The sequence below is a fragment of the Mesorhizobium sp. B2-3-10 genome, from assembly GCF_006442275.1.
Lineage (GTDB): Bacteria > Pseudomonadota > Alphaproteobacteria > Rhizobiales > Rhizobiaceae > Mesorhizobium > Mesorhizobium australicum.
The window spans coordinates 386,760-408,739 of sequence record NZ_VFVT01000005.1 but is presented as its reverse complement, the minus strand read 5'-3'; the positions used below and the strand labels follow the sequence as shown (position 1 = coordinate 408,739).

Sequence of the window (21,980 nt, the reverse complement as noted above, 5' to 3'; positions counted from 1 at the left end):
CATCACAAAGTTCGCCGCGTCGCAACATCGCGCAACGGTAGCTCCAGTCAGGTCCCGGCAGTGCTCCTTACACGCCGATTCCGCGCTCCGTCAGGGCAGCGGTGATCTCATCGAGGATGGCGGGGTCGTCGATGGTTGCAGGCATCATCCACGCTTCCTTGTCGGCGATCTTCTGCATGGTGCCGCGCAGGATCTTGCCCGAGCGCGTCTTGGGCAGGCGCTTGATCGTCACCACGGTCTTGAAGGCGGCCACCGGGCCGATGCGCTCGCGCACCAGCGCGACGACCTCCTTCTCGATGGCGGCGCCGTCGCGCGCGACACCGGCGTTCAGCACCACGAAGCCGAGCGGAATCTGGCCCTTCATCGCATCGGCGATGCCGACGACGGCGCATTCGGCGACATCGGGATGGGCGGCCAGCACCTCTTCCATGGCGCCCGTCGACAATCGGTGGCCGGCAACGTTGATGATATCGTCGGTGCGGGCCATCACGTAGAGATACCCGTCCTCGTCGATCATGCCGGCATCCGCCGTCTTGTAGAAGCCGGGGAACTCATCGAGATAGGCCTGGCGGAAGCGGGCATCGGCGTTCCACAGGGTCGGCAGGCAGCCCGGGGGCAGCGGCAGCTTTACCACGACATTGCCGAGCGTGCCGCGCGGCACCTCATGGCCGGCATCGTCGAGCACGCGGATATCGTAGCCGGGCATCGGTACCCCGGGCGAGCCGTACTTCACCGGCAACAGGCCGAGCCCGGCGGGGTTGATCGTCATCGGCGATCCGGTCTCGGTCTGCCACCAATGATCGACCACCGGCACGTTCAGCTTCTGCTCCGCCCATTTGATGGTTTCGGGGTCGGCGCGTTCGCCGGCCAGGAACAGGGTGCGGAATTTCGACAGATCGTATTTCGGCACGAACTCGCCTTTGGGATCCTGCCCCTTGATGGCGCGGAAGGCAGTCGGCGCGGTGAACAACGCAACCACGCCATGTTCCGCGATAACGCGCCAGTAGGTGCCGGCGTCGGGCGTGCCGATCGGCTTGCCTTCGAACAGGATGCTGGTGCAGCCATGCAGCAGCGGGCCGTAGACGATGTAGGAATGGCCGACCACCCAACCGACATCGGACGCCGCCCAGAACACTTCCCCGGGCTTCACGCCGAACTCGTTTTCCATCGTCCATTTCAGCGCGACCATGTGGCCGCCATTGTCCCGCACGATGCCCTTGGGCTGGCCCGTCGTGCCTGACGTGTAGATGATGTAGAGTGGGTCGGTGGCCAGCACCGGCACGCAGTCGACATTGGCGCCGGCTGCGCGCTCACGAGCGACGGCGTCGGCATAGTCGATGTCGAAATGGTCCTTCAAATCGCAGCGCAGCTGATCGCGCTGCAGGATCAGGCAGGCGTCCGGCTTGTGGCGGGACATCTCGATCGCCTTGTCGAGCAGCGGCTTGTAGGCGACGACCCGCCCCGGCTCCAGGCCGCACGAGGCCGAGATGATCAGTTTCGGTTTTGCGTCGTCAATGCGGGTGGCAAGCTCATGCGAGGCAAAGCCGCCGAACACGACCGAATGCACTGCGCCGATGCGGGCGCAGGCGAGCATGGCGATGGCCGCTTCCGCCACCATCGGCATGTAGATGATGACGCGGTCACCCTTGCCGACGCCGCGGTTCTTTAACACCGAGGTCAGCGCCACCACCTCGCGCTTCAGTTCGGCATAGGTGAACTTTTTCACCGTGCCGGTGATGGCGCTGTCGTATATCAGCGCGATCTGGTCGGCCCGCCCGCCGGCGACATGCCGGTCAAGGGCATTGTAGCAGGTGTTGCAGGTCGCGCCGGTGAACCAGCGGCCGTAGACGCCGGCGGTGGCATCGAACACCCTGTTCCAGGGCGAATACCAGTCGATGGCGCAGGCCGCGTCGGCCCAGAATTTTTCCGGGTCGCGTTTCCAGCCGTCATAGATCTCGTGATAGCGTGAAGCCATCCGTACCCTCCCGGAAACCATTTGCCGTCTTTGCAAACAGCCTATGCTGTTTTTTCCGGCGCTGTCTTCCCTGATTTTCGTTTGAACCGGTCTTGTCCTGACCGGGATGCCCGCTGTCCGACGATATCGAGCGGGAGGATGTGAGCGCATGCGCCATCAATGGTCGATCGGGACCAGGCTCGAGGAACCGTCCGACCTCCTACAGCCTGTCGGAATCCTGTGAATACACACCGGCAGGCAAGCCGGCGGTAATCGTCGGGCTGTGCAGCGCTTCAGCCGGGGTTTTAAGGGTGCGATCGCCGCTTGATAGCGGTGACCGGACAACCCCGCTGAACAATCTGTCGATTGCCGTCTAACAAGCCGGATTCGTTGGGCGAATGTCGACGGCGCTAGATCGGCAAGGCCACCAGCATGAGGCCGACGCCGCCGAAGATCAAAATGGCTGTCGCCAGAGCTTTTCGATGACGTTCGAAAGTCGTCGGAGCCCGCTCCCAATTGTAACGCATACGCTATCTCCCCAAGACCCGGGGAGTTCTTACCTTACTGGAGGGAAGAAAAGCAACGGGCCTGCCGGTCAGCATGCTTGCCTGGCGCGCCATTCCGACGACTATTTTCTGGGACGATTTTCGACGCTGGATGGATGTTGCGGCCTGACAAGAGCGTGCTGCAAGCATAGAGCCACGCGAGCCATCCCGGCCGGCCAATAGACAGCGCCCCACCACCGCGCTATCTCATTTCCGGGTTTTGCATGGCTTTTGGGGTTCGTTATGGAAATTGCCTCTGGAACGGTTCTGCGACTGGCGGACGATGCCTCGGTTCAGCATGTCGGCGACGGCGCGGTGGTGCTTTTGGCGCGCAGCGGCCAGCTTTATACCTGCAACGGGACGACCGAAGCCTTTCTCGACAAGGTGGATGGCGCGCGCAGCCTCGGCCAGATCGTCGGCCTGCTTTGCGAGGAGTTCGAAATCGACAAGGGCACGCTTGACGAGGACATGGCGGCGCTGGCCAGCGATCTGGTCTCGGAAGGCATTCTCGCTGCTCCAGGCTTGATGGCTGAAGGCACCGCTTGATGGTGGACGGTCCTCTCCTGCGCGCCTTGTTCCGCTGTCATCTCTGGGCAAGCGCGCGGCTGATGCCAATTCTCATTGCCAATCGCAGCTTCGAGGACGTGCTGAAATGGGCGCCGCTCGCCTCGCCGGCGCCCTATCGCGGCCTGCCTGCCCCCTACATTGTCGCCCGCGTCAACCGTGCCGTGCGTCATCCCTGGCTGATGCGTGACCGCAGATGCTTGCGGGAGGGCTTGCTCGGCCATCGCTTCCTGCGCCTTGCCGGTTTCGATCCGCAGCTGCGTTTCGGCGTCGATCCGAAGTCGCTGCAAGCGTCGCGGCTGGCGGCGCATTGCTGGGTGTGCCTGGACGGCAAGCCGGTGGTCAGTGACAGCCTTCCCGGCATGGTCGAGATCTACCGTCACCCCGCCACCGCCGCCACGAAGGTGCGTTCCGCTTGACCAGACCTTCAGTATTCTATGACCTCAATGGCCAGATCCTCGGCATATCGGCCGAGCGCCCCGGCCTGTGGCAGGATTTCGACGGGATGCTGGGCACCTTGCGTGTCACAGGTCCCGTCGAGCCGGATTTTCGTCTCGAGATCACAGAGGCGGACGTTCTGGACGAAGCGCCCGGCGGATCGCTCGTCTTCGAGGGCGAGATACCGGAGGACGGCTACTGCCGGATGATCGCGGATGGCGGCACGGTCCATCTCGTCTTTCCCGAACGCCAAGCCGTTGTCGTCAATGACGAGGAGGGTTGGGCCGAACTCCGGGTTCGCCCCGGTGCGAAGGCCGCCTGGACGCCATCGATGCTGGTGTTGGACGCAGCACTCGACGCAGGCGGCCAGCATATGCTGCACACGGCCGGGCTGACGCTGCCGGGCCGCGACGCCGTCGTGCTGGTCCATGCCCCGAGCGGCACCGGCAAGACTACCACATCGCTGGCCTTGGCAACGCAAGGATTCGGCCTGTGCTCCGACGACGCCATGATCCTGAATCTCGCTTCCCCCACGCCTGCCGCCTGGGGTTTGCCGCGCCATGTCAAGATCCATGAGAAGACCGCGCGGATGATCCCGCTTGTGGCGCCATGCCTCGGTCTGTCATGGGACCGCAATGGCGAACAGGCTGTTTCGCTGGAAAAGCTGAGTGGGATCGTAAAAATCGAAAGTCCGACCGCCCGTCCGGTCGCAGCGCTCCTGCATCTTGCGCGATCCGGCGACGAAGAGACCCGGCTCGCGCCCATGGCCCGGACCGACGCGATGGTGGCGCTGGCGATGGACAATGTCCGCACCGGCGCGACCGGTCTGCTGCCGCTGCAGAAGCGCAGGTTGGCGGCGATCCGCGGACTGGTGTCGTCGGTGCCGACCTTTACCCTGGAAGTAGGCGTGCGTCCGGCCGATGCGGCGGCGCTGATAAGCGCTAGGTTGGCATCACTGGACTGACGGTTCCCTCAAGCGGCGTATGGCCTGGCCTTGGCCAGCCGCTGGATCCAGCGAAAGGCATCGCGGCGTAGCCGCGAGCCGATCTTCTCCCGGGAATTGACCCTGAGCAGCGTGTTGGTCGTGATCAGCTTCTTGGCCAGTCGGATCGACAGGTCGGGCTTTATTCGCCCGGCGAGTGCCAGCGCATGCGGTTCGTCGAACAGCCGCCCGGTTACGTTGAGCACGATCGCAAGTTCGAGTTCGATGCCGGTCATGCGCGCGGCGTCGAGCAGGCGGGTTTCCGAAACCGGGGATTGCAGCGCCCTCACACCTTGCAGCACGTCGACGCAAAGCTGCAGACGGTGGAATTTGTGGCCGCCGGCGGCATGCACGATGGCGATTGTCAGAAGGGCGGCCGGCGTATCCGTCGCGTCGCCATCGATGATGCCAAGCTCGCGAAAACCCAGCGACAGGCGCCGCCGCATGCCGATGTCGTGCACAAGGTCGCCATGCAACTCGACCAGCAGGCTGGAATTCTCCTTTTCCAGCCATTTGAATTCCTGCAGCCGGTAGGATTCGGCCTCGTTGCTGGCAAGCTCGAAGCCGCATGCCGCAATCACTCGGTTTGCCCGCGCAAGGTTGGCGGGCTCGACCAGGATGTCGATGTCGGTGAAAGGCCGGTCGGATACATTGCGATAGAGTTTTCGCGCGAAGACCGGCCCCTTGACGATCCGCGCCGGAATGCCTTCCGCCGCCATTCCCTTCATGATGCGGTCGCCATGGTACTGAAGCAGCATCGACTGGCCGGTGGCGATCGTCGCCCTCTGGCGCAGGTCGTCGAGTTTGTCTCGCAAACCTGTATCCGACGGCAGGTGCGCATCGCCACGCTCCCCGAGCTTGCGCAGCATGATCGGGAGGACGCCGTGGAATTCGGCATTGTCGAGCAGGGCAGACAGCGCCTTCGCTGATAAATTGTCCCCGACCGCCGCAGCTTCCGGATCGGCGAAGCGCAGCAGCAGTTTTTCTTCAGCTGGAGTAAGAGACGGCAGCATCGATCCGGACAAATCCATCGTTATGTGGATTGTCCGGAATGGTCGCAGAAAAGCACGGCTGAAGCCAGCCTTACACGCCCCAGCGCAGCGCGGCGGTGTGGACAGGTGCGTCCCACCATTCCGTCAGTTCGTCGTCGAGCAGGCTCAGCGTGATCGAGCAGCCGGCCATGTCGAGCGAGGTGACATAGGTGCCGACCAACGACCGGGTAACCGTCACGCCATGTTGCTCGAAAATCCGGCGGGCGCTGTTGTACATCAGATAGAGCTCCATCAGCGGCGTGCCGCCGAAGCCGTTGACGAACAGCAGCGCGGGTCCTTTCGCCCTGTCGTCGAGATCGCCCAGGATCGCAGCGCAGATTTCTTCGACAATTGCATCGGCGCTTTTCAGCCTGTCGCGCCGGCGGCCGGGCTCGCCATGGATGCCGACGCCGAATTCCATCTCGCCTTCGCCGATGTCGAAGGTCGGTTTGCCGGCAGCCGGCACGGTGCCGCTGGTCAATGCCACGCCCATCGAGCGGGTGGCGTCGTTGACGCGGTCACCCAGCGCCTTCAACGCCGGCAACGCCACCCCGTGCTCGGCGGCGGCGCCAACGATCTTTTCCACCACCAGCGTGCCCGCCACGCCGCGCCGCCCGGTTGTGTAGGACGAATTCTCGACGGCGACGTCGTCATTGGTGACGACCTGCAGCACGCCATCGGACATCTCCGCCGCCATCTCGAAGTTCATCACGTCGCCTTCGTAGTTCTTGACGATGAACAGGCAGCCGGCGCCGGTGTCGACGGCTTGCGCGGCCGCCAGCATCTGATCCGGTGTCGGCGAGGTGAACACCTGGCCGGGACAGGCGGCGTCCAGCATGCCACGGCCGACAAAGCCGCCATGCAGCGGCTCGTGGCCGGAGCCGCCGCCGGAGATCAGCGCCACCTTGCCCGGCTTGAGCATCTTGCGGCGGATGAATTTGTGCTCCTCGCCAAGCACAAGGATGTCGGCATGGGCGGCCGCGAACCCGTCGAGGCTCTCGGTCAGTACCGTGTCCACCGAGTTCATGAATTTCTTCACGGCCGTCTCCTCCCGAAATAGCCTGCATCAAGGGTCGTTCAGCCGCTCTTGCCGGTGATGCTGGTGACCTTCTGGATGAATTCGTTGATCGCTCGGTCGAGCGCCGCATTCTGCTTGTCGTCGCCGAAATCGGGCACAATGAGCGAAACGTGCCTTGTCTTGCGCGCGCCCGAGGCGACCGAGATCTTCCCGGGATGTGCCTGGTGATAGGCGGCAAGAAACTGGTCCCGCTCGGCCTGGCCGAAATGGCAGACGGAAAAGATGGCCGGCAGATGTTTCGACGGAATGGGAATCGAGTAGCTCGGGCTCGAAATCTGCGTGACGAAGCTGCGGTGCTTGCCAAGCGCATCGGCGAGCCGCTGGCGCATGCCGGACGGCCGCTGGTCGATAACCTGCGACAGGATCGTCTTGTAGGCGCGGATCGCTTCTTCGGAACCGGGTTCGGGTTTGATGTCGGCCATGCCTGCCGTGCCTAGACCGGAACGTCGGCTATGGCCGCCTTGGCCATGGCGAGTTGCGCCGGCGCCACGGAAAGATCGCGCAGACCGGCTTCCAGCAGAGAGGGAATCGAGGCGGGGTCGCCGCCGGCATCGCCGCACAGGCTGACGCCAATCCCGGTCTCCCGTCCAAAGGCCGCGACCGAGGCGATCAGCCTCAACACCGCAGGATGGCGGACTGAATTCAGGTGTGCCACAGCGGCATTGTCGCGCGCGGCCGCCATCACATATTGCGTCAGATCGTTGGAACCGATCGACAGGAAAGCGACGCCGGTAAACGCCTCCGGCGCGATGGCCACCGAAGGTACTTCGACCATGATGCCGAGCGGCGGCATCTTGTGCGCGATGCCGCGCGCGGCAAGGGCTACCCGCTCCTCGGCGAACAAGGCGGCGGCGCTTTCATACTCTGCTGATGTGGCGATCATCGGAAACATGATTTTGAGATTGCCGTGTGGCGCAGCGCGCAGCAATGCCCTGATTTGAATCCGGAATATATCGGGCCTGGCCAGCGACAGCCTGATGCCGCGCAGGCCAAGGAATGGATTGCCTTCCTCGACGGTGAAACCTGGCACCGGCTTGTCGCCGCCGGCATCGACGGTACGGATCGTCACCGGTTTTTCGCCGGCCCATTCCAGCACCTTGCGATAGGCACGATACTGCGTCTCCTCATCCGGCAGCGTTTTGCCGAACAGGAATTCGGTGCGCATCAGGCCGACACCGTCGCAGGTCGCGATGTCGATGGCATCGACATCCCTAGGATCGGCGATATTGACCTGTACGCGCACCGCCGTGCCGGTTTTTGTCAGGGCCGGCCGCGCCAGAAAAGTCCGTGCCTTACCCTGGCCGGCGGTGAAGGAAGAGGATGACTGCCGGAACGAGCCGATCTCGGCCGGCGAGGGCGCCAGGACGATGCTGCCGTGCTCCGCGTCGAGCAGTGCCATGTCGGCAACGGCGGTGAGCGGCTCGCGCAGGCCCACGACCATCGGCACGCCACGCGAGCGCGCCAGCATGGCGACATGGCTGGCGGTGCTGCCTGCCTTCAGAGCGATGCCGCCGCCATGGCTCCAGTCGGTTTCGAGAAAGCGCGTCGGCGCGATGTCCTCGCCGTAGAGGATGGCGCCGGACGGCGCGGCTTGGTCACTGTCCTCGGTCAGGGCACGCAGAACCTGGTCCCTGATATCCCGAAGGTCCGTGGCGCGGGCGCGGAAATAATCCTGGTCCGAAGCCTCGTAGCCGGCGATCTCGGCATCGAGCGCCTGCCGCCAGGCCGTGTCGGCGGGTGTTCCGGAAGCGATCGATGCGAAGGCCGGCCCGCTCAGCGCGTCGTCTTCCAGCATGGCGATGTGGAATTCGAGTATGTCGGCCGCATCTTTCTCGGCGGTTCCGACCATGGCCACGAGCCGGTTCACCGCCTTGCCGATCGCGGCCTGCAGGGACGTCCTCTCCTCGACGGAGCTTGCCTTGCTAACGTAAATGCCCGCGGGCTGGCCGAGGTCGAACAGAGGTCCCTCGGCATAGCCGGCCGAGGCAGGAACACCCTCAATACGCATGGCACGCGTTCCCAGCGGGTGAGCGCAGGCGCGGATCGGCCTCAAGCCGAGCGGACATGGCCGGCGTCCTCGTCGAAATCGCGCTGCACCAGTTCGACCAGCGCCCGGATAGCATCATCGGCACCATCGCCATTGGCCCTGATGTGCAGCACCGTGCCCTTCGGCGCCTTGGCCGCCATCACCTTGACGATGCTTTTTGCATCGAACCATGGGCCGTTGGCGGCGAGTGCAATCTCCACCTCGGCGGCAAAGCTCTTGGCGAGCTTGGTGAACTTCACCGAAGGACGCGCGTGCAGGCCCACATCGTGGGTGATCAGGACGGTCGCTTCGGCGGTTGCGGACATGTGTTCAAAAATCCCATTCGCTCACGACGGCGACAATTCGTGCGCCGTCGCCACCACTTCCCGGAGCGAGGCGCCGCCGGATGCCTCGGTCGCCGCCATCACCGCGCCCTCGACGATCGGCGCGTTGCAGACGATGATTTTGTGCGCACGCGGCTCGCCGATCAATTCCACCGCCATTTCCGAATTGGTCTCGGCGCCGCCGAGATCGACAAGAATGGCGACGCCGGCGTCCGACCAGGCCTTGTCGATGGCGCCGATGATCGCCTCGACATTGGTGCCGAGCCCGCCATGGCCGTTTCCGCCGCACCACGCAAGCGGCACCTCGTCGCCGACCATTTGGCGTACCATGTCGGCCGTGCCCTCGGCGACCAGCGGCGAATGCGACACGATCACAATCCCGACATTGCTCATGCCTTGCCCCCGATGATTTGCGCCAGCGTGCGCACCAGCAGCGCGGTCGAGCGCGCGCCGGCATCCATATGGCCGATCGAGCGGTCTCCGAGGAACGAGGCGCGGCCGCGCAGTGCCTTCATAGGCACGGTGGCTTCGGCCGCGGCGTCGGCGACGTTGGCTATTTCAGCCGCCGTCCTTTCCCCGGCCAAGGCGTCATGCACCGGCCGCAGCACATCGAGCATGGTTTTTTGTCCTACCTGCGACTTGCCGCGCGCGGCCACCGCTTCGATCGCCTTGCCGAAGGCAGCCGTCAGATCGGCGCGGTCGGGTTCAACCGAAATCTCCTTGCCGAGCGCCATGAACAGCGTGCCGAACAACGGGCCGGAAGCGCCGCCCACCGTCATCACCAGCTTGGTGCCAATTGCCTTCAGGGCGTCCGGCAGCGGCTTCGCGGCGAACACGTCGGCCTCGGCCCGTACGGCGTCGAAGCCGCGCTTCATGTTCAGCCCGTGGTCGCCGTCGCCGATCGCCTGGTCGAGCGCGGTCAATTCCTCGGCGTGCGCGGCAATCGCATCCGCGGCGGCCGTGATAAGCCTCGAAAGGTCCAGCGCCGTCATGTCGCCCGAATTCCCGGTTTGCACCTTGCCGGCAGTAGCGAAAGAGCGGTCGTTCGACAACTGGTGCATGCGTCAGGCCGTGACAAGCAGTGTGGCGGCCGCCGCGAACACCTCTGCCACGGCATGAGCACCCGGATCGACCACGCCCTGCAATCCGGCACCGACATAGGCGGATCGCCCGGCTTTTGCCTTCTCCATGGCCGCGGTGGCTTCCGCACCGCGCCGGGCTGCCGCCGCCGCGTCGCCAAGGCCCTTGCCGTCGAGGGCCTTCAAGGCCGGTTCCAGCGCATCGATCATGGTGCGATCGCCGGGTTTGGCGCCACCGTAGAAGGTCATGCGTTCAAGCCCGGCGAGCAGGGCCTTGGGCACACCGGCGCCACCGTCCAAGGCCCGTCCCGCCGCCGTGAAAAAGATCGACAGCAGCACTCCGCTGGAGCCGCCCATCGATGCGCTCAATATGTCGCCCACTGCACCTAGGGTCGCCGCGGGGTCGGCAAGCGGCAGCGTGTCGAGCCGATCAAGAATGCTTCGTGCGCCGGTCGCCACCGTCGAGCCGGTGTCGCCGTCGCCCGCCTTGGCGTCCAGTCCGTTCAATGCCGCTTCGAGCGAAATCAGCTTGTCGCAGACCGTGACGATCAAGCGCCTGGTGCCGGCATCCTGGCTGGCCCTGTGTGCCGCGCATTGTCCGGCTGCTTTCGCTATCGGTACGACAGCGGGCGCAACGAGCGGCTTGGCCGGCATCCAGGCGTGCGGGCCGACTGGCGCCAGCAAGGCGGCCTCGCGTGCCGCATCGAGCCGGATCAGCGACAGCGAGAACCCGTTCATGTTGAGTGCCGTCATGAACGGTCCGGGGCCGATTGTGAACTTCACTGTCTTTGCCAGCGGTGAGGCAAGCACCGCATTGGCAACCAGCGACATTTCGAGCGGCGGCACGGAGCCGAGATTGTTGATCAGCAAGGCATGGCCGGCCTTCGCGTCGAGCCGCCCCGCGAGGCGCTCCGCCATGACAGCCACCAGCTTGTCGGCACTCTGCACCGCGATGCGCTCGACGCCCGGCTCACCGTGGATGCCGAGGCCGAGCTCGCCATCGTTTTCGCCAAACCTGTCCTCGTGCGGCTGGCCGGGAATGGAGCAGGACGACAACGACATTCCGAGCGAGATGATATCCTTTGCCGCCGCACGCGCGGCCGCCGCGACGGATACCAGGTCCTTGCCGGCTTCCGACAGATGGCCTGATATCTTGTGCACGAATAATGTGCCGGCAACGCCGCGCGGCTGGGTGATGTAGGGCAGCGCGATGTCGTCGGCGACGATCACCATCTCGACGGCAAAACCTTCGGCGCGCGCCTTCTCGGCAGCGAGGCCGAAATTGAGCCGGTCGCCGGTGTAGTTCTTGACGATCAGCAGGCAACCGGCCGGTCCGGTGACCGCGCGAATGGCCGCCAGCACCGCTTCGACGCTCGGCGAGGCGAAGATCTCGCCCGAAACCGCCGCCGTCAGCATGCCCTTGCCGACGAAGCCGGCATGCGACGGCTCGTGCCCGGCCCCGCCGCCGGAGACGACGGCAACCTTGGACTTGTCCCAATCGGCGCGCAGCACGACCTTGATCTCGGGATACCCGTCGAGGCGCGCGAGGTCGCCTGAGCCAATGGTGCGCAACAGGCCGTCCAGGGCCTCGGTGACGATCGTTTCCCTGCGGTTGAAAAAGTTCTTCATCGAATTCGTCCCGTATTCGCAATCTTCAATCAGAAGCCGGCGTCGCCTTGGCGGGGGGCGCCGAAACCGCTCACATCAGTCGTTGTCCGTCGGCGCCGAAATAGAGCGGCGAGCGGTAGCGGATCACCACCTTGTCGCCTTGCGCCAGATCGGTGTCGGGATCGGTCAGCGTCACCAGCTTCTTCGGCCCCACCGTCACGTGCAGATGGTTCTGGTCGCCGAGATGCTCGACCCAGTCGACGACGCCATCAGCATGGCCATTCACGGCCTTCTCGATCGCCAGGTGCTCGGTGCGCGCGCCGATTGTCCTGGTGCCGGCCGGCGCGCCGCCATCGGGAAGCAGCCCAGTCGGCAAAAGATTGATCGCCGGCTGGCCGAGCCTTGCAGCGACATGCAGATTTGCCGGTTCCGAATAAATGGTTCGTGGTGAACCGATCTGCACCAGCACGCCGTCGGCGAGGATGCCGATCCGATCGGCCATGGTCATCGCCTCGATCTGGTCGTGCGTGACGTAGAGCATGGTGGCACCGAGCTCGGACTGGATGCGCTTCAATTCGAGCCTGAGATCCGCGCGCAGCTTGGCGTCGAGCGACGACAGCGGCTCGTCCATCAGGTAGATGGAAGGCTTGCGCACCAGCGCGCGGCCGATGGCGACGCGCTGCATTTCGCCGCCCGACAATTTGGTCGAACGGTTGGCAAGCTTGTGATGGATGCGCACCATCTTCGCGACCTCCTCGACCCGGCGGCGGATTTGGTCTTCCGGTATTTTCCGCGCCGGCGAGCGCAGTGGGAAGGCGAGGTTGTCGAACACCGACAGATGCGGATAGAGCGAATATTGCTGGAAGACGAAGGCTGTGTCGCGCTCGGCCGGTGACAGGGTCGTGGCATTGTGGCCACCGATCTCGATCGTGCCTGCATCCGGCCGTTCCAGCCCTGCAATCAGCCGCAGTGTGGTCGTCTTGCCGGCGCCGGTCGGCCCCAAGAGCACGACGAATTCGCCGTCCGATATATGCAGGTCGAGCCCGCTGACGGCGACATGGTCGCCGAAGCTTTTGGTCACGCCTTTGATGTGCACGTCAGCCATGCTGCGCTCTCCCCAACGACGCTGTGTCGTGGATTGCCGTTCTCACCGCGCGCCCGGAGCCTTTTTCGAACAGCGACAGCCGCGCGCCGTTCAGTGTGAGGCCGACATGGTCGCCAGCATTGAGCCGGATTTCGGCCGGCACCCGCGCCTTGATGATGCCGTCCGCCGTTTCCACCGCGACGATCTGGGTGGTGCCGAGATATTCGGTGCCGTAGATGGCGCCGCGCAGCTTGGATGCATCGTCGAAGCGGATGTGTTCGGGGCGAATGCCGAGCGCCATGTCGGCAGGTGCTACGTCCTCGCGCACCTCTGGCACTGCCACTGTCGCCCCTTGGACGACCACCTCCTTCGCGCCTTTTGTGAGTCCACCGCCAAATTTCAAAAAATTCATCGGCGGCGAGCCGATGAAGTCGGCCACGAACATGGTAGCGGGGCGGTCGTAGATCTCGCGGGGCGTGCCGAACTGCTCGATGACGCCGTGGTTCATCACCGCGATCTTGTCGGCCATCGACATGGCTTCCATCTGGTCATGCGTGACGTACACGGTCGTCGCGTGGATGCGGTTGTGCAGTTCGCGCAGCTCATGGACCATGAGGTCACGGAATTCGGTATCGAGCGTGCCGAGTGGCTCGTCCATCAGGAAGCATTTCGGCCGCCGCACGATGGCGCGGCCAAGCGCGACGCGCTGGCGGTCGCCGCCGGCAAGGCCGGATACGGATTTGTTGAGCAGATGGTCGATGCGCAGAAGCTTCGCCGTCTCCTCGACCCTTGTGCGGATCTCGGCCGAGGGCATGCCTTGCGCCAAAAGTGGGAAGCCGATGTTCTTGCGCACATTCATGTGCGGATAGAGCGCGAACAGCTGGAAGACGAAGGCGATGTCGCGCTCGCGGGCCCTGAGCATGGTGACGTCGTCGCCGCCGAGCAGGATCTGGCCACCGGTCGGCAGTTCGAGCCCGGCGATCATTCTCAGTGTCGTCGTCTTGCCACAGCCCGATGGCCCCAGCATGACGAAGAACTCGCCGTCCTCGACGACGAAGTTGGAATCCTGGACGGCGACGAAATCGCCGAAGGCCTTTCTCAGATGTTGGACGCGAATTTCGGCCATGATTATTCCGGGAACTTCGAGACGATGATGAACATCACCGTGCCGGCGAGCATGGTGATGAAGGAATAGGTATAGAGCGACAGCGCGAAGGGCTGGAACAGCATCAGGAAGCCGATGGCGATCAGCGCCGTGGCAATGTTTTCCATCAGCCCGCGCCTGGCCCAGCGGGGCCAGCGCGATTTCCTGAAGATGGCGGGGCGCGTCATGCGTAGCGTCCTCCCCTTTCCCCGTTCAAAGGGAGAGATGGTTGCCCGGTGGTTCCCCCACTCCGTCGCTGCTCCGCAGCGCCACCTCTCCCCCCTCCAGAGGGAGAGGAAGGGAGCCTGGCTGAATCAAGTTCGCGCCCTTCCACACTAATCATTTGCGCACCGCGCCGAAGGTGATGCCGCGCAGCAATTGCTTGCGGAGCAGGATGGTGAAGACCAGGATTGGAACCAGGAAGATCGTCGTGCCGGCCGCCACGGCCGGCCAGTCCTGGCCGCCTTCGCCTATGATGGTCGGGATGAAGGGCGGCGCTGTTTGTGCCGTGCCGGAAGTCAGCAGTGCGGCGAAGGCATATTCGTTCCAGGCGAAGATCAGGCAGAAGATCGCCGTGGCGGCAATGCCGGTGGTCGCCTGCGGCAGCACGGTGCGCCAGAAGGCCTGCAGCCGCGTGTAACCGTCGATCATCGCCGCTTCCTCATATTCGCGCGGGATTTCGTCGATGAAGCCCTTGAGCAGCCACACCGCCAGCGACACGTTGACCGCCGTGTAGAGCAGGATCATGCCGAGGGCGGTGTCCGACAGGCCAAGCTCGCGGTACATCAGGTAGATGGGAATGGCGACCGCGATCGGCGGCATGAAGCGTGTCGACAGGATGAAGAACAGAAGGTCGTCGGCGAGCGGCACCTTGAAGCGCGAGAAGCCGTAGGCCGACAATGTGCCGAGAAAGACGGCGCAGAAGGTCGAGCCGAAGGCGATGATCAGCGAATTGATGAAGCGCGGCAGGAAGTTGGATGGTCCGGCGATCACCATGTTGCGCTTGCGCACGGTCTCGTCGCAGAAGCCCGTCGCCGGTCCGAGCGAGTTGATATATTCAGGCGTCTGCCTGGTGCGCGTCGTGAACAGGTTGCAGTAGCCCTCGATGCTCGGCTGGAACACGATCTTGGGCGGATAGGCGATCGAATCCGGCGGCGTCTTGAAGCTGGTGGCGAAGATCCACAAGAGCGGCACGATCGAGATCAACGCGTAGGCGATGATGATGGCGCCGGCGATGCGCTTCGAATTCGACGAGGGCGCGACGACCGAATGGGCTGTGGTCAGGCTCATCTCTGCTTCACCTTGTTGAGCGCCTTGACGTAGATGTTGGCGAGACCGAACACCGCGACGAACAGGATGATGGCGAAGGCAGAAGAATAGCCGGTGCGCCAGCTCTCGAAGGCCTGCCGTTTCAGCGTGATCGAGGCGACTTCGGTGGTCGAGCCCGGCCCGCCGCCGGTGAGCAGGTTGACCATGTCGAACATCTTGAAGTTCTCGATGCCGCGAAACAGCACCGCCAGCATGATGAAGGGCAGCGCCATCGGCAGCGTGATCGACCAGAACTGCCGCCAGTTGGAGGCGCGGTCGACCTCGGCTGCTTCATAAATATATTCGGGGATCGAGCGCAGGCCCGCGAGGCAGATCAGCATCACGTAGGGCGTCCACATCCAGGTATCGACGATGATGATCGACCACGGCGCCAGCGAGACGTTGGAAAGCATCTGGATGCTTGTCGGCGGAATGCCCGACACGAACGAGATGACATAGGAAAACAGGCCGATCTGCGGCTCGTAGAGGAAGCGCCAGAAATTACCGACCACCGCCGGCGACAGCATCATCGGCACCAGGATCAGCGTCGTCCAGAAAGCGTGGCCGCGAAACTTGCGGTCGATCAGCCAGGCCAGCGTGAAGCCGATCAGCGTCTGCAACAGGATGGTCCAGAACACGAAATGCGCCGTCGTCTGCATGGCGATCCAGATGTCCTGGTCGCCAAGGATGCGCTGGTAATTGGCGAAGCCGAGGTTCTTCACCACCTCGTTCGGGCGGTTGGCACGAAAATTGGTGAACGACAGGTAAATCGCCCAGAACAGCGGGAAGATGTTGATGGCGAGCAGCAACAGGATCGTCGGTGAGATGAACAGCCAGGCGAGGCCCTTGTCGCTGATGCCCCGGACCTTGCGGGCCAACGGTTCCGGGGTCGCCCGGGCAACGGTCTCCGCGGTCCGATTGAGCATGGTCAGTCCTGCTTCGGTCACTTCGTTCGTCTCTGTCATGGAATTTATCTGAACCGCGTCCCGTGCCAAGGGCGGCACGGGACGCGGGGTCATGGCTCGGGAGGAGCCTTGCGGTTGTCGCGGCTACATCTTGCCGTCGTCCTGGAAGACCTGCGTCCAGTCCTTGAGCAGGCCGTCGAGAGCATCCTTGGCCGAACCCTGGCCGGCGACGACATAGTCATGGAAGCGCTTCTGCGAGGCCTGCAGCAGCGGCGCGTAGCTCGGCTCGGCCCAGAAGTCCTTCACGATCGCCATCGAGTCGAGGAAGGTTTGCGCATAGGGCTGGCTAGCCGGGAATTTCGGATCCTTCACCACCGCGTTGAGGCAGGAATAGCCGCCGAGCGACCACCACTTGGCCTGCACGTCCTTGTTGGCGAACCACTTGATGTATTTCAGCGCCGATTCCTGCTTGTCGGAATAGGAGACCACCGAAATACCCTGGCCGCCGAGCTGGGCGAACTGGGCGCCGCCGGGACCCTTTGGATTGACGAAATAGCCGATCTTGTCGCCGCCGACATTCTCGTCCTTCTGCAGGCCCGGCCATGTGAAGGCGAAGTTCATGTGCATCGCCACCTGGCCGGATTTGAAGGCATCGACGCCTTCGCCCATGTAGCTGTTCGAGGCGCCCGGAGGGGTGCAGCAATCGTAGAGCGCCTTGTAGAATTCCAGGCCTTTGACGGCGTCTGGCGAATTGACGAAACCTTCCATCTCGTAGGGCTTCTTCGGGTTCTCGTATTGGAAGCCATAGCTGTAGAGCACGTCCATGGCGCCCATGGTGATGCCTTCCGAGCCGCGCTCGGTGTAGATCGAGGCGCCATAGACCGTCTTGCCGTCGACCTGCCGCTTCTGGAAGAATTCGGCGATCTGCTTCAACTGGTCGAAAGTGGCCGGCGGGCCGAGGTCCCAGCCATACTTCTCCCTGAATTCCTTCTGCAGTTCGGGCTTGGAGAACCAGTCCTTGCGGTAGGTCCAGCCGACGACGTCGCCCATGGCCGGCAGTGCCCAGTAGTTGGGCGTGTTCTTCGGCCATTCCGAATAGCCGACGACGGTCGCCGGCACGAAGTCGTCCATGCTGATCTTCTCGTTGTCGAAGAAGTCGTTCAGCTTGACGTAGTGGCCATTCTCGGCCGCGCCGCCAATCCACTGGCTGTCGCCGATGATCAGGTCGCAGAGCTTGCCGTGCGAGTTCAGCTCATTGAGGAAACGGTCGGCGTAGTTGGTCCACGGCACGAACTCGAATTTCATGCCGATGCCGGTTTCCTTGGTGAAATCCTTGGACAGTTCGACCAGCGCGTTGGCCGGGTCCCAGGCGGCCCAGCACAGCGTCAGGTCTTCAGCGTGCGCGGCGCTCGAGATAGCTGTCGACGCTGCGATCGCCGAGGTCAGTCCCAACGCCAGTTTCAAGCTCGATTTCATGCCTTCCTCCCATTTGCGAAACACGTCCGGATGACGGTCTCAAGATCCCTCAACCTCTCTCCTCAGAGGCCCAAACATGGCGGCGTCGTCGCATCGCGGATGTTTAGTAATTTGTTTAGTGATGCAATTTTTACTAAACAACGCAAGCGAATTCGTTGCTGCGCCGCAACATGCAGAAGCCGGTCTCTGAAAATGTTGGGAAAAGCGCCGGGCATCAGGCGGACGAGCGCGGAACGGGATACCCCTGGCCGATCGTCCGCGGGTTCAGTCGACCTGCTTGGTGCTCACCATCACCGTCCGGATCGGTGGCGCCGGCGGCAGCAGCGCGCGGATGTCGCCGAAGGGAAACGTCGGCTCGAAGCGGAAGGCTTCGGCCAGCGAACCTTGCGCGCCGTTGCACTGGCCCGAGCGAAAAAGGTTCTGCGTCAGTGCAATGTCGACGAAGCGGTCCGGGTCCTGCGACTGGTGCATGCGGATCGCCTTGGCCTTGATGTCGGCATGGGCGGAAATATCGACATAGTGCGTCGGCGAGAATCCGGTGCCGCCCATCGTATCGGCATGCAGCACCGGAACCCCGAACGAAGCAGCGATGCGCACGCCGTCCGACAGCGCGCGGTGGTCGGCATGATAGTCGTTGGGCGCGTGCGTGATCGCCAGGTCCGGCCCGATCTCGCTGATCAGTGTTTTCAGTGCATCGATCAGCGCGGCGTCGGCCACCAGCCCGCCATCGGGAAAGTCGAGGAAGCGGGCTGCCGCCCCGAGCAGCGCGGCCGCGGCCATTGCCTCCTCGCGCCGGAAACGAGCCAGCACAGCGGGATCGCTCTTGCCGCCCCTGGCACCATCGGTAGCCACGGCAAAAGTGAGTTCTGCGCCTTGCGCGGCATAGGCGGCCATCGTACCGAACATGAAGATCTCGATGTCGTCTGGATGGGCACCGAGCGCCAGTATTTTCAACTTTCTCTCCCGGAAATGAAAAACGTGCCGAACGGAATCCTGCTCGCCCTGATCGCCTATGCAAGCTATTCGGGCAGCGATGCCGTTATCAAGAGCCTGGGCGGCCAATTCACGGTGTTCGAGATCGGCTTCTTCTCGACTTTGTTTGCCGGCTGCTTTCTCTTCTTCAGCCGGCCGGCCAACGAGCGCTGGCGTGATTTCTGGCGCGCCAAACGTCCCTGGGCGGTGCAGGCGCGGGCCTGGGCCGGCATCGCGTCGGGCGTGCTCAGCGTCTATGCTTTCACCACCATTCCGCTGGCCGAGACCTATGCGCTCATCTTTCTGGCGCCGCTCTGCGTCACCATTCTGTCCACCGTGATCCTCAAGGAAAAGGTCGGGCCCTGGCGCTGGCTAGCGGTGGTCGCCGGCTTTGCCGGCGTCATGCTGGTTGTCAGGCCGGGCTTTCGCGAGCTGCACCTTGGTCACCTTGCCGCTTTCACCATCGCTTTCCTCGCCGCCACCAACGTCATCCTGATGCGGTCGCTGGCGCAGCAGGAAAAACGCACGACCATGCTCGGCGTGCTGATCGGCTATGGGCTGCTGTTCAACGGCATCGGTGCCGCCGCGACCTCCTTCACCGTCCCGGATGGAAAACAGCTGGCATGGCTGGTGATGGCGGGCGCCTTCACCGCCTGTGGACAATTGCTGCAGTTGCTGGCCGCCAAATACGCTCCGGCCAACCGGATTGCGCCGACGCATTATTCGCAGATCGTCTGGGCGGTCATCCTCGGCGCGCTGTTCTTCCGGGAATATCCGGACTGGCTGTCGCTTGTCGGCCTCGCCGTCGTCGGCGGATCGGGCCTGCTGACCATGGTGCGCGAGGAAGTGCGGCTGGGCACGGTGCGCTGGAATCCGTTTTCCCGCGCACGGCTCTAACCGGGCCCTGATGCGATAAAGTTGCACGGCGCCCGCGACCGCTGATATGCGGGCGTAATGACAACCAAACCCTTGCCGGAACTTCCGGTATCCGCCGTGCTGCCGGCGCTGAGCGAGGCGCTCGGCTCTGGCAACAGCGCCGTGCTGGTGGCGCCACCCGGTGCCGGCAAGACCACGCTGGTGCCGTTGGCGCTGCTCGATGCGCCCTGGCTGGGCAGGGGCAAGATCGTCTTGCTCGAACCGCGCCGGCTTGCTGCCCGCGCCGCCGCGCGCCGCATGGCCGAGTTGCTGGGGGAAGAGCCTGGCGCCACCATCGGCTACGCCATGCGCATGGAAAACCGCACCTCGGCGCGGACGAAAATCCTGGTCGTCACCGAGGGCGTGCTGGCGCGCATGATCCTCGACGACCCTGAACTGCCCGGCGTTTCGGCGGTCATCTTCGACGAATTCCACGAGCGCTCGCTCGACGGCGATTTCGGTCTCGCTCTTGCCCTCGATGTGCAAGGCGCGCTGCGGCCGGATCTGCGTCTGCTGGTGATGTCGGCAACGCTCGACGGCGCACGGGTCGCGAAACTCCTGTCGGGCGCGCCGGTGATCGAAAGCGAGGGCCGCGCCTTCCCCGTCGATGTCAGATACGACGAGCGGCCGGCCGGCATCCCGATCGAGGACGCCATGGCCAAGGCGATCCGCGCCGCCCTTGCCGAGGAGAGCGGCAGCGTGCTTGCCTTCCTGCCCGGCCAGCGCGAGATCGAGCGCACCGCCGAGCGGCTGGCCGGCAAGATCGGCGCCGACACCGATATCGTGCCGCTCTATGGCCAGCTCGACGGCAAGGCGCAGGACGCGGCGATCAAGCCGGCGCCGCCAGGCCGCCGCAAGGTGGTGCTGGCGACCTCCATCGCCGAGACCTCCATCACCATCGACGGCGTGCGCGTCGTCATCGATTCCGGCCTGTCGCGGCTGCCGCGCTATGAGCCGGCCAGCGGACTGACCAGATTGGAAACCGTGCGCGTCAGCAAGGCCTCCGCCGATCAGCGCGCCGGCCGCGCCGGCCGCACGCAGGCGGGCGTCGCTATCCGGCTATGGCGTGCCGAGCAGACGGCGGCACTTCCCGCCTTCACACCCCCGGAAATCCTCGAGGCGGACCTGTCGGGTCTGCTGCTCGACTGCGCCGCCTTCGGTGTCGCTGATCCAGTCAGTCTTGCTTTCCTCGATCCGCCGCCGGCTCCCGCGCTCAATGAAGCACGGGCGCTGTTGCGGGCGCTTGGGGCCATCGATGAAGCAGGGCGGCTGACGGACGCCGGCGCTGCGATGCGCAAGCTCGCTCTGCCGGTCCGGCTGGCGCATATGGTCGCCGAGGCGGCCAGCAGCGGTCATGGTGGTGAGGCGGCCATGCTTGCCGTGCTGCTGACCGAGCGTGGCCTTGGCGGTGACGGTGCCGACCTCGAACGGCGACTGATGCGCTTTCGCACGGAAAGATCGCCGCGTGCCACGTCGGCGCGCCAGCTTGCCGAGCGCCTGGCCAGGCATGTAGGCGGTGCGAAGACCAGCGGAGCTGTTCCAGCCGGAACCCTGCTCATCCACGCCTGGCCGGATCGCGTCGCCAAGGCGCGCGGCGAGCGCGGCCGTTTCGTGCTGGCCAACGGTTCCGGCGCCATGCTCGACGCCGGCGACCCGCTGGCGGGCGAGCCGTTTCTGGTCGTCGCGGACCTGCAGGGCAAGGCGCAGAATGCCCGCATTACGGCGGCTGCGGCAAGCAGTGAGGAGGACATCCAGGCAGCACTTGGCGGCAGGATCGAAACGCGCCGGCAGACGAGTTTCGATCGCGACAGGCGCGCCGTGCGGGTGCGCGAAACCGTGCGCCTTGGCGCCATCACGCTCGCCGAACGCATGTTGCCGCCGCCGGCCGGCGCCGATGCCGACCGCGCCATCATCGAGGCCCTGCGCGAGCATGGGCTTTCCCTTCTGACCTGGAGCAAGGAGGCGCAGACGCTGCGCCACCGGCTGTCCTGGCTGCACAAGGGCTTGGGCGAGCCCTGGCCCGACATGTCCGATGAAGCGCTCATCGCGCGCCTCGACGACTGGCTGCTGCCTTTTCTGTCCGGTGCGGCCTCCCTGGCCGCCATCGATCCCGGAACTGTCGCGGCCGGGCTGGCGTCGCTCGTGCCGCATGACCTGCAACGCAAGATCGAAGCACTGGCGCCGACTCATTTCGATGCCCCGTCGGGCAGCCATGTGCCGATCCGCTATGACGGCGAATGGCCGGTTCTGGCGGTGCGCGTGCAAGAATTGTTCGGCCTCGACCGCCATCCGTCGATCGCCAACGGCACCGTCCCCTTGACGCTTGAACTGTTGTCGCCGGCGCACCGGCCGATCCAGACGACGCGAGACCTGCCTGGCTTCTGGCGCGGCTCCTGGACCGATGTGCGCGCCGACATGCGCGGCCGCTATCCCAAGCATGTCTGGCCGGAAAACCCATTGCTCGCCGCCGCCACCGCCCGCGCCAAGCCGCGCGGGACCTAGCCTTTGCTGGTTTGCGGCTGTAATC

General features: G+C 64.4%; 21 protein-coding genes. 5 read left to right on the top strand and 16 right to left on the bottom strand.

What is annotated here, in order from left to right; genetic code table 11:
- Positions 1 to 67: 67 nt before the first annotated feature.
- On the bottom strand, positions 68 to 1,975 hold the full coding sequence (locus FJ943_RS17405) for a propionyl-CoA synthetase (RefSeq protein WP_140723265.1): 1,908 nt from the start codon (positions 1,973 to 1,975) through the stop codon (positions 68 to 70).
- Between the two features lie 767 nt (positions 1,976 to 2,742).
- Here FJ943_RS17405 and FJ943_RS17400 point away from each other — a divergent pair.
- From FJ943_RS17400 to FJ943_RS17390, 3 genes are read left to right on the top strand one after another with little or no spacing between them, the layout of a single operon-like run.
- The gene (locus tag FJ943_RS17400) at positions 2,743 to 3,045 is read left to right on the top strand and encodes a PqqD family protein (RefSeq protein ID WP_015314206.1); all 303 of its coding nucleotides are present in this window, start codon (positions 2,743 to 2,745) and stop codon (positions 3,043 to 3,045) included.
- Entirely contained in the window at positions 3,045 to 3,482 is a 438-nt protein-coding gene (locus FJ943_RS17395; protein ID WP_140614927.1) for a lasso peptide biosynthesis B2 protein, read from the top strand. Before FJ943_RS17400 ends, FJ943_RS17395 begins: the two co-directional genes overlap by 1 nt.
- Positions 3,479 to 4,465 (top strand): hypothetical protein, encoded by a 987-nt coding sequence (locus FJ943_RS17390; protein WP_015314204.1) that lies wholly within the window; start codon positions 3,479 to 3,481, stop codon positions 4,463 to 4,465. The genes FJ943_RS17395 and FJ943_RS17390 overlap by 4 nt, the downstream gene beginning before the upstream one ends.
- Positions 4,466 to 4,473: 8 nt before the next feature.
- On the opposite strand, the gene FJ943_RS17385 is transcribed toward FJ943_RS17390, so the two are convergent.
- From FJ943_RS17385 to FJ943_RS17315, 15 genes are all read right to left on the bottom strand, one after another.
- Positions 4,474 to 5,496: a nucleotidyltransferase family protein gene (locus FJ943_RS17385; RefSeq protein WP_181174573.1), complete on the bottom strand. Its 1,023-nt coding sequence runs from the start codon at positions 5,494 to 5,496 to the stop codon at positions 4,474 to 4,476.
- A gap of 70 nt (positions 5,497 to 5,566) precedes the next feature.
- The gene (dhaK, locus tag FJ943_RS17380; protein ID WP_015314202.1) at positions 5,567 to 6,553 is read right to left on the bottom strand and encodes a dihydroxyacetone kinase subunit DhaK; all 987 of its coding nucleotides are present in this window, start codon (positions 6,551 to 6,553) and stop codon (positions 5,567 to 5,569) included.
- Positions 6,554 to 6,591: 38 nt separating this feature from the next.
- Positions 6,592 to 7,014 carry a hypothetical protein gene (locus FJ943_RS17375; protein WP_140723259.1) on the bottom strand — a complete coding sequence of 141 codons (423 nt, stop codon included), beginning with the start codon at positions 7,012 to 7,014 and terminating at the stop codon, positions 6,592 to 6,594.
- Between the two features lie 11 nt (positions 7,015 to 7,025).
- The gene (gene ptsP / locus FJ943_RS17370; protein WP_140723256.1) at positions 7,026 to 8,600 is read right to left on the bottom strand and encodes a phosphoenolpyruvate--protein phosphotransferase; all 1,575 of its coding nucleotides are present in this window, start codon (positions 8,598 to 8,600) and stop codon (positions 7,026 to 7,028) included.
- Positions 8,601 to 8,641: 41 nt separating this feature from the next.
- Positions 8,642 to 8,944 (bottom strand): HPr family phosphocarrier protein, encoded by a 303-nt coding sequence (locus FJ943_RS17365; RefSeq protein WP_015314199.1) that lies wholly within the window; start codon positions 8,942 to 8,944, stop codon positions 8,642 to 8,644.
- A gap of 21 nt (positions 8,945 to 8,965) precedes the next feature.
- On the bottom strand, positions 8,966 to 9,355 hold the full coding sequence (gene dhaM, locus FJ943_RS17360; RefSeq protein ID WP_140723253.1) for a dihydroxyacetone kinase phosphoryl donor subunit DhaM: 390 nt from the start codon (positions 9,353 to 9,355) through the stop codon (positions 8,966 to 8,968).
- Positions 9,352 to 9,954 (bottom strand): dihydroxyacetone kinase subunit DhaL, encoded by a 603-nt coding sequence (dhaL, locus tag FJ943_RS17355; RefSeq protein ID WP_140614922.1) that lies wholly within the window; start codon positions 9,952 to 9,954, stop codon positions 9,352 to 9,354. Before dhaL ends, dhaM begins: the two co-directional genes overlap by 4 nt.
- 72 nt (positions 9,955 to 10,026) lie before the next feature.
- A complete protein-coding gene (locus tag FJ943_RS17350) occupies positions 10,027 to 11,670 on the bottom strand; it encodes a dihydroxyacetone kinase subunit DhaK (RefSeq protein ID WP_140723250.1) in 1,644 nt (547 codons plus the stop codon).
- Positions 11,671 to 11,740: 70 nt separating this feature from the next.
- Positions 11,741 to 12,754 (bottom strand): ABC transporter ATP-binding protein, encoded by a 1,014-nt coding sequence (locus FJ943_RS17345; protein WP_140723247.1) that lies wholly within the window; start codon positions 12,752 to 12,754, stop codon positions 11,741 to 11,743.
- Positions 12,747 to 13,859 (bottom strand): ABC transporter ATP-binding protein, encoded by a 1,113-nt coding sequence (locus FJ943_RS17340; protein WP_140614919.1) that lies wholly within the window; start codon positions 13,857 to 13,859, stop codon positions 12,747 to 12,749. The genes FJ943_RS17345 and FJ943_RS17340 overlap by 8 nt, the downstream gene beginning before the upstream one ends.
- A 2-nt stretch (positions 13,860 to 13,861) precedes the next feature.
- Positions 13,862 to 14,065, bottom strand: coding sequence for a hypothetical protein (locus FJ943_RS17335; protein ID WP_140723244.1), 204 nt, complete (start codon positions 14,063 to 14,065; stop codon positions 13,862 to 13,864).
- A 151-nt stretch (positions 14,066 to 14,216) separates the two neighbouring features.
- A complete protein-coding gene (locus tag FJ943_RS17330; RefSeq protein WP_015314192.1) occupies positions 14,217 to 15,167 on the bottom strand; it encodes a carbohydrate ABC transporter permease in 951 nt (316 codons plus the stop codon).
- Positions 15,164 to 16,111: a sugar ABC transporter permease gene (locus tag FJ943_RS17325; RefSeq protein ID WP_041163577.1), complete on the bottom strand. Its 948-nt coding sequence runs from the start codon at positions 16,109 to 16,111 to the stop codon at positions 15,164 to 15,166. The genes FJ943_RS17330 and FJ943_RS17325 overlap by 4 nt, the downstream gene beginning before the upstream one ends.
- Before the next feature lie 123 nt (positions 16,112 to 16,234).
- Positions 16,235 to 17,566 carry an extracellular solute-binding protein gene (locus FJ943_RS17320; RefSeq protein WP_140723241.1) on the bottom strand — a complete coding sequence of 444 codons (1,332 nt, stop codon included), beginning with the start codon at positions 17,564 to 17,566 and terminating at the stop codon, positions 16,235 to 16,237.
- Between the two features lie 264 nt (positions 17,567 to 17,830).
- Positions 17,831 to 18,520: a PIG-L deacetylase family protein gene (locus FJ943_RS17315; RefSeq protein ID WP_140723239.1), complete on the bottom strand. Its 690-nt coding sequence runs from the start codon at positions 18,518 to 18,520 to the stop codon at positions 17,831 to 17,833.
- Positions 18,521 to 18,544: 24 nt separating this feature from the next.
- On the opposite strand from FJ943_RS17315, the gene FJ943_RS17310 reads away from it, so the two are divergent.
- Both FJ943_RS17310 and hrpB read left to right on the top strand, forming a co-directional pair.
- Positions 18,545 to 19,435, top strand: coding sequence for a DMT family transporter (locus tag FJ943_RS17310; RefSeq protein ID WP_023772505.1), 891 nt, complete (start codon positions 18,545 to 18,547; stop codon positions 19,433 to 19,435).
- A gap of 57 nt (positions 19,436 to 19,492) precedes the next feature.
- Positions 19,493 to 21,955, top strand: coding sequence for an ATP-dependent helicase HrpB (hrpB, locus tag FJ943_RS17305; protein WP_140723236.1), 2,463 nt, complete (start codon positions 19,493 to 19,495; stop codon positions 21,953 to 21,955).
- The last annotated feature ends 25 nt before the right edge of the window (positions 21,956 to 21,980 follow it).

Bases quoted from the DNA above. Each gene is read 5' to 3' on its own strand.
- FJ943_RS17395 (WP_140614927.1), top strand. From the start codon at position 3,045: ATGGTGGACGGTCCTCTCCTGCGCGCCTTGTTCCGCTGTCATCTCTGG.
- FJ943_RS17385 (WP_181174573.1), bottom strand. From the start codon at position 5,496: ATGCTGCCGTCTCTTACTCCAGCTGAAGAAAAACTGCTGCTGCGCTTC.
- FJ943_RS17405 (WP_140723265.1), bottom strand. From the start codon at position 1,975: ATGGCTTCACGCTATCACGAGATCTATGACGGCTGGAAACGCGACCCG.
- FJ943_RS17375 (WP_140723259.1), bottom strand. From the start codon at position 7,014: ATGGCCGACATCAAACCCGAACCCGGTTCCGAAGAAGCGATCCGCGCC.
- dhaM (WP_140723253.1), bottom strand. From the start codon at position 9,355: ATGAGCAATGTCGGGATTGTGATCGTGTCGCATTCGCCGCTGGTCGCC.
- ptsP (WP_140723256.1), bottom strand. From the start codon at position 8,600: ATGCGTATTGAGGGTGTTCCTGCCTCGGCCGGCTATGCCGAGGGACCT.
- FJ943_RS17345 (WP_140723247.1), bottom strand. From the start codon at position 12,754: ATGGCTGACGTGCACATCAAAGGCGTGACCAAAAGCTTCGGCGACCAT.
- FJ943_RS17335 (WP_140723244.1), bottom strand. From the start codon at position 14,065: ATGACGCGCCCCGCCATCTTCAGGAAATCGCGCTGGCCCCGCTGGGCC.
- FJ943_RS17325 (WP_041163577.1), bottom strand. From the start codon at position 16,111: ATGCTCAATCGGACCGCGGAGACCGTTGCCCGGGCGACCCCGGAACCG.
- FJ943_RS17365 (WP_015314199.1), bottom strand. From the start codon at position 8,944: ATGTCCGCAACCGCCGAAGCGACCGTCCTGATCACCCACGATGTGGGC.
- FJ943_RS17350 (WP_140723250.1), bottom strand. From the start codon at position 11,670: ATGAAGAACTTTTTCAACCGCAGGGAAACGATCGTCACCGAGGCCCTG.
- FJ943_RS17340 (WP_140614919.1), bottom strand. From the start codon at position 13,859: ATGGCCGAAATTCGCGTCCAACATCTGAGAAAGGCCTTCGGCGATTTC.
- hrpB (WP_140723236.1), top strand. From the start codon at position 19,493: ATGACAACCAAACCCTTGCCGGAACTTCCGGTATCCGCCGTGCTGCCG.
- FJ943_RS17320 (WP_140723241.1), bottom strand. From the start codon at position 17,566: ATGAAATCGAGCTTGAAACTGGCGTTGGGACTGACCTCGGCGATCGCA.
- FJ943_RS17330 (WP_015314192.1), bottom strand. From the start codon at position 15,167: ATGAGCCTGACCACAGCCCATTCGGTCGTCGCGCCCTCGTCGAATTCG.
- dhaL (WP_140614922.1), bottom strand. From the start codon at position 9,954: ATGACGGCGCTGGACCTTTCGAGGCTTATCACGGCCGCCGCGGATGCG.
- FJ943_RS17400 (WP_015314206.1), top strand. From the start codon at position 2,743: ATGGAAATTGCCTCTGGAACGGTTCTGCGACTGGCGGACGATGCCTCG.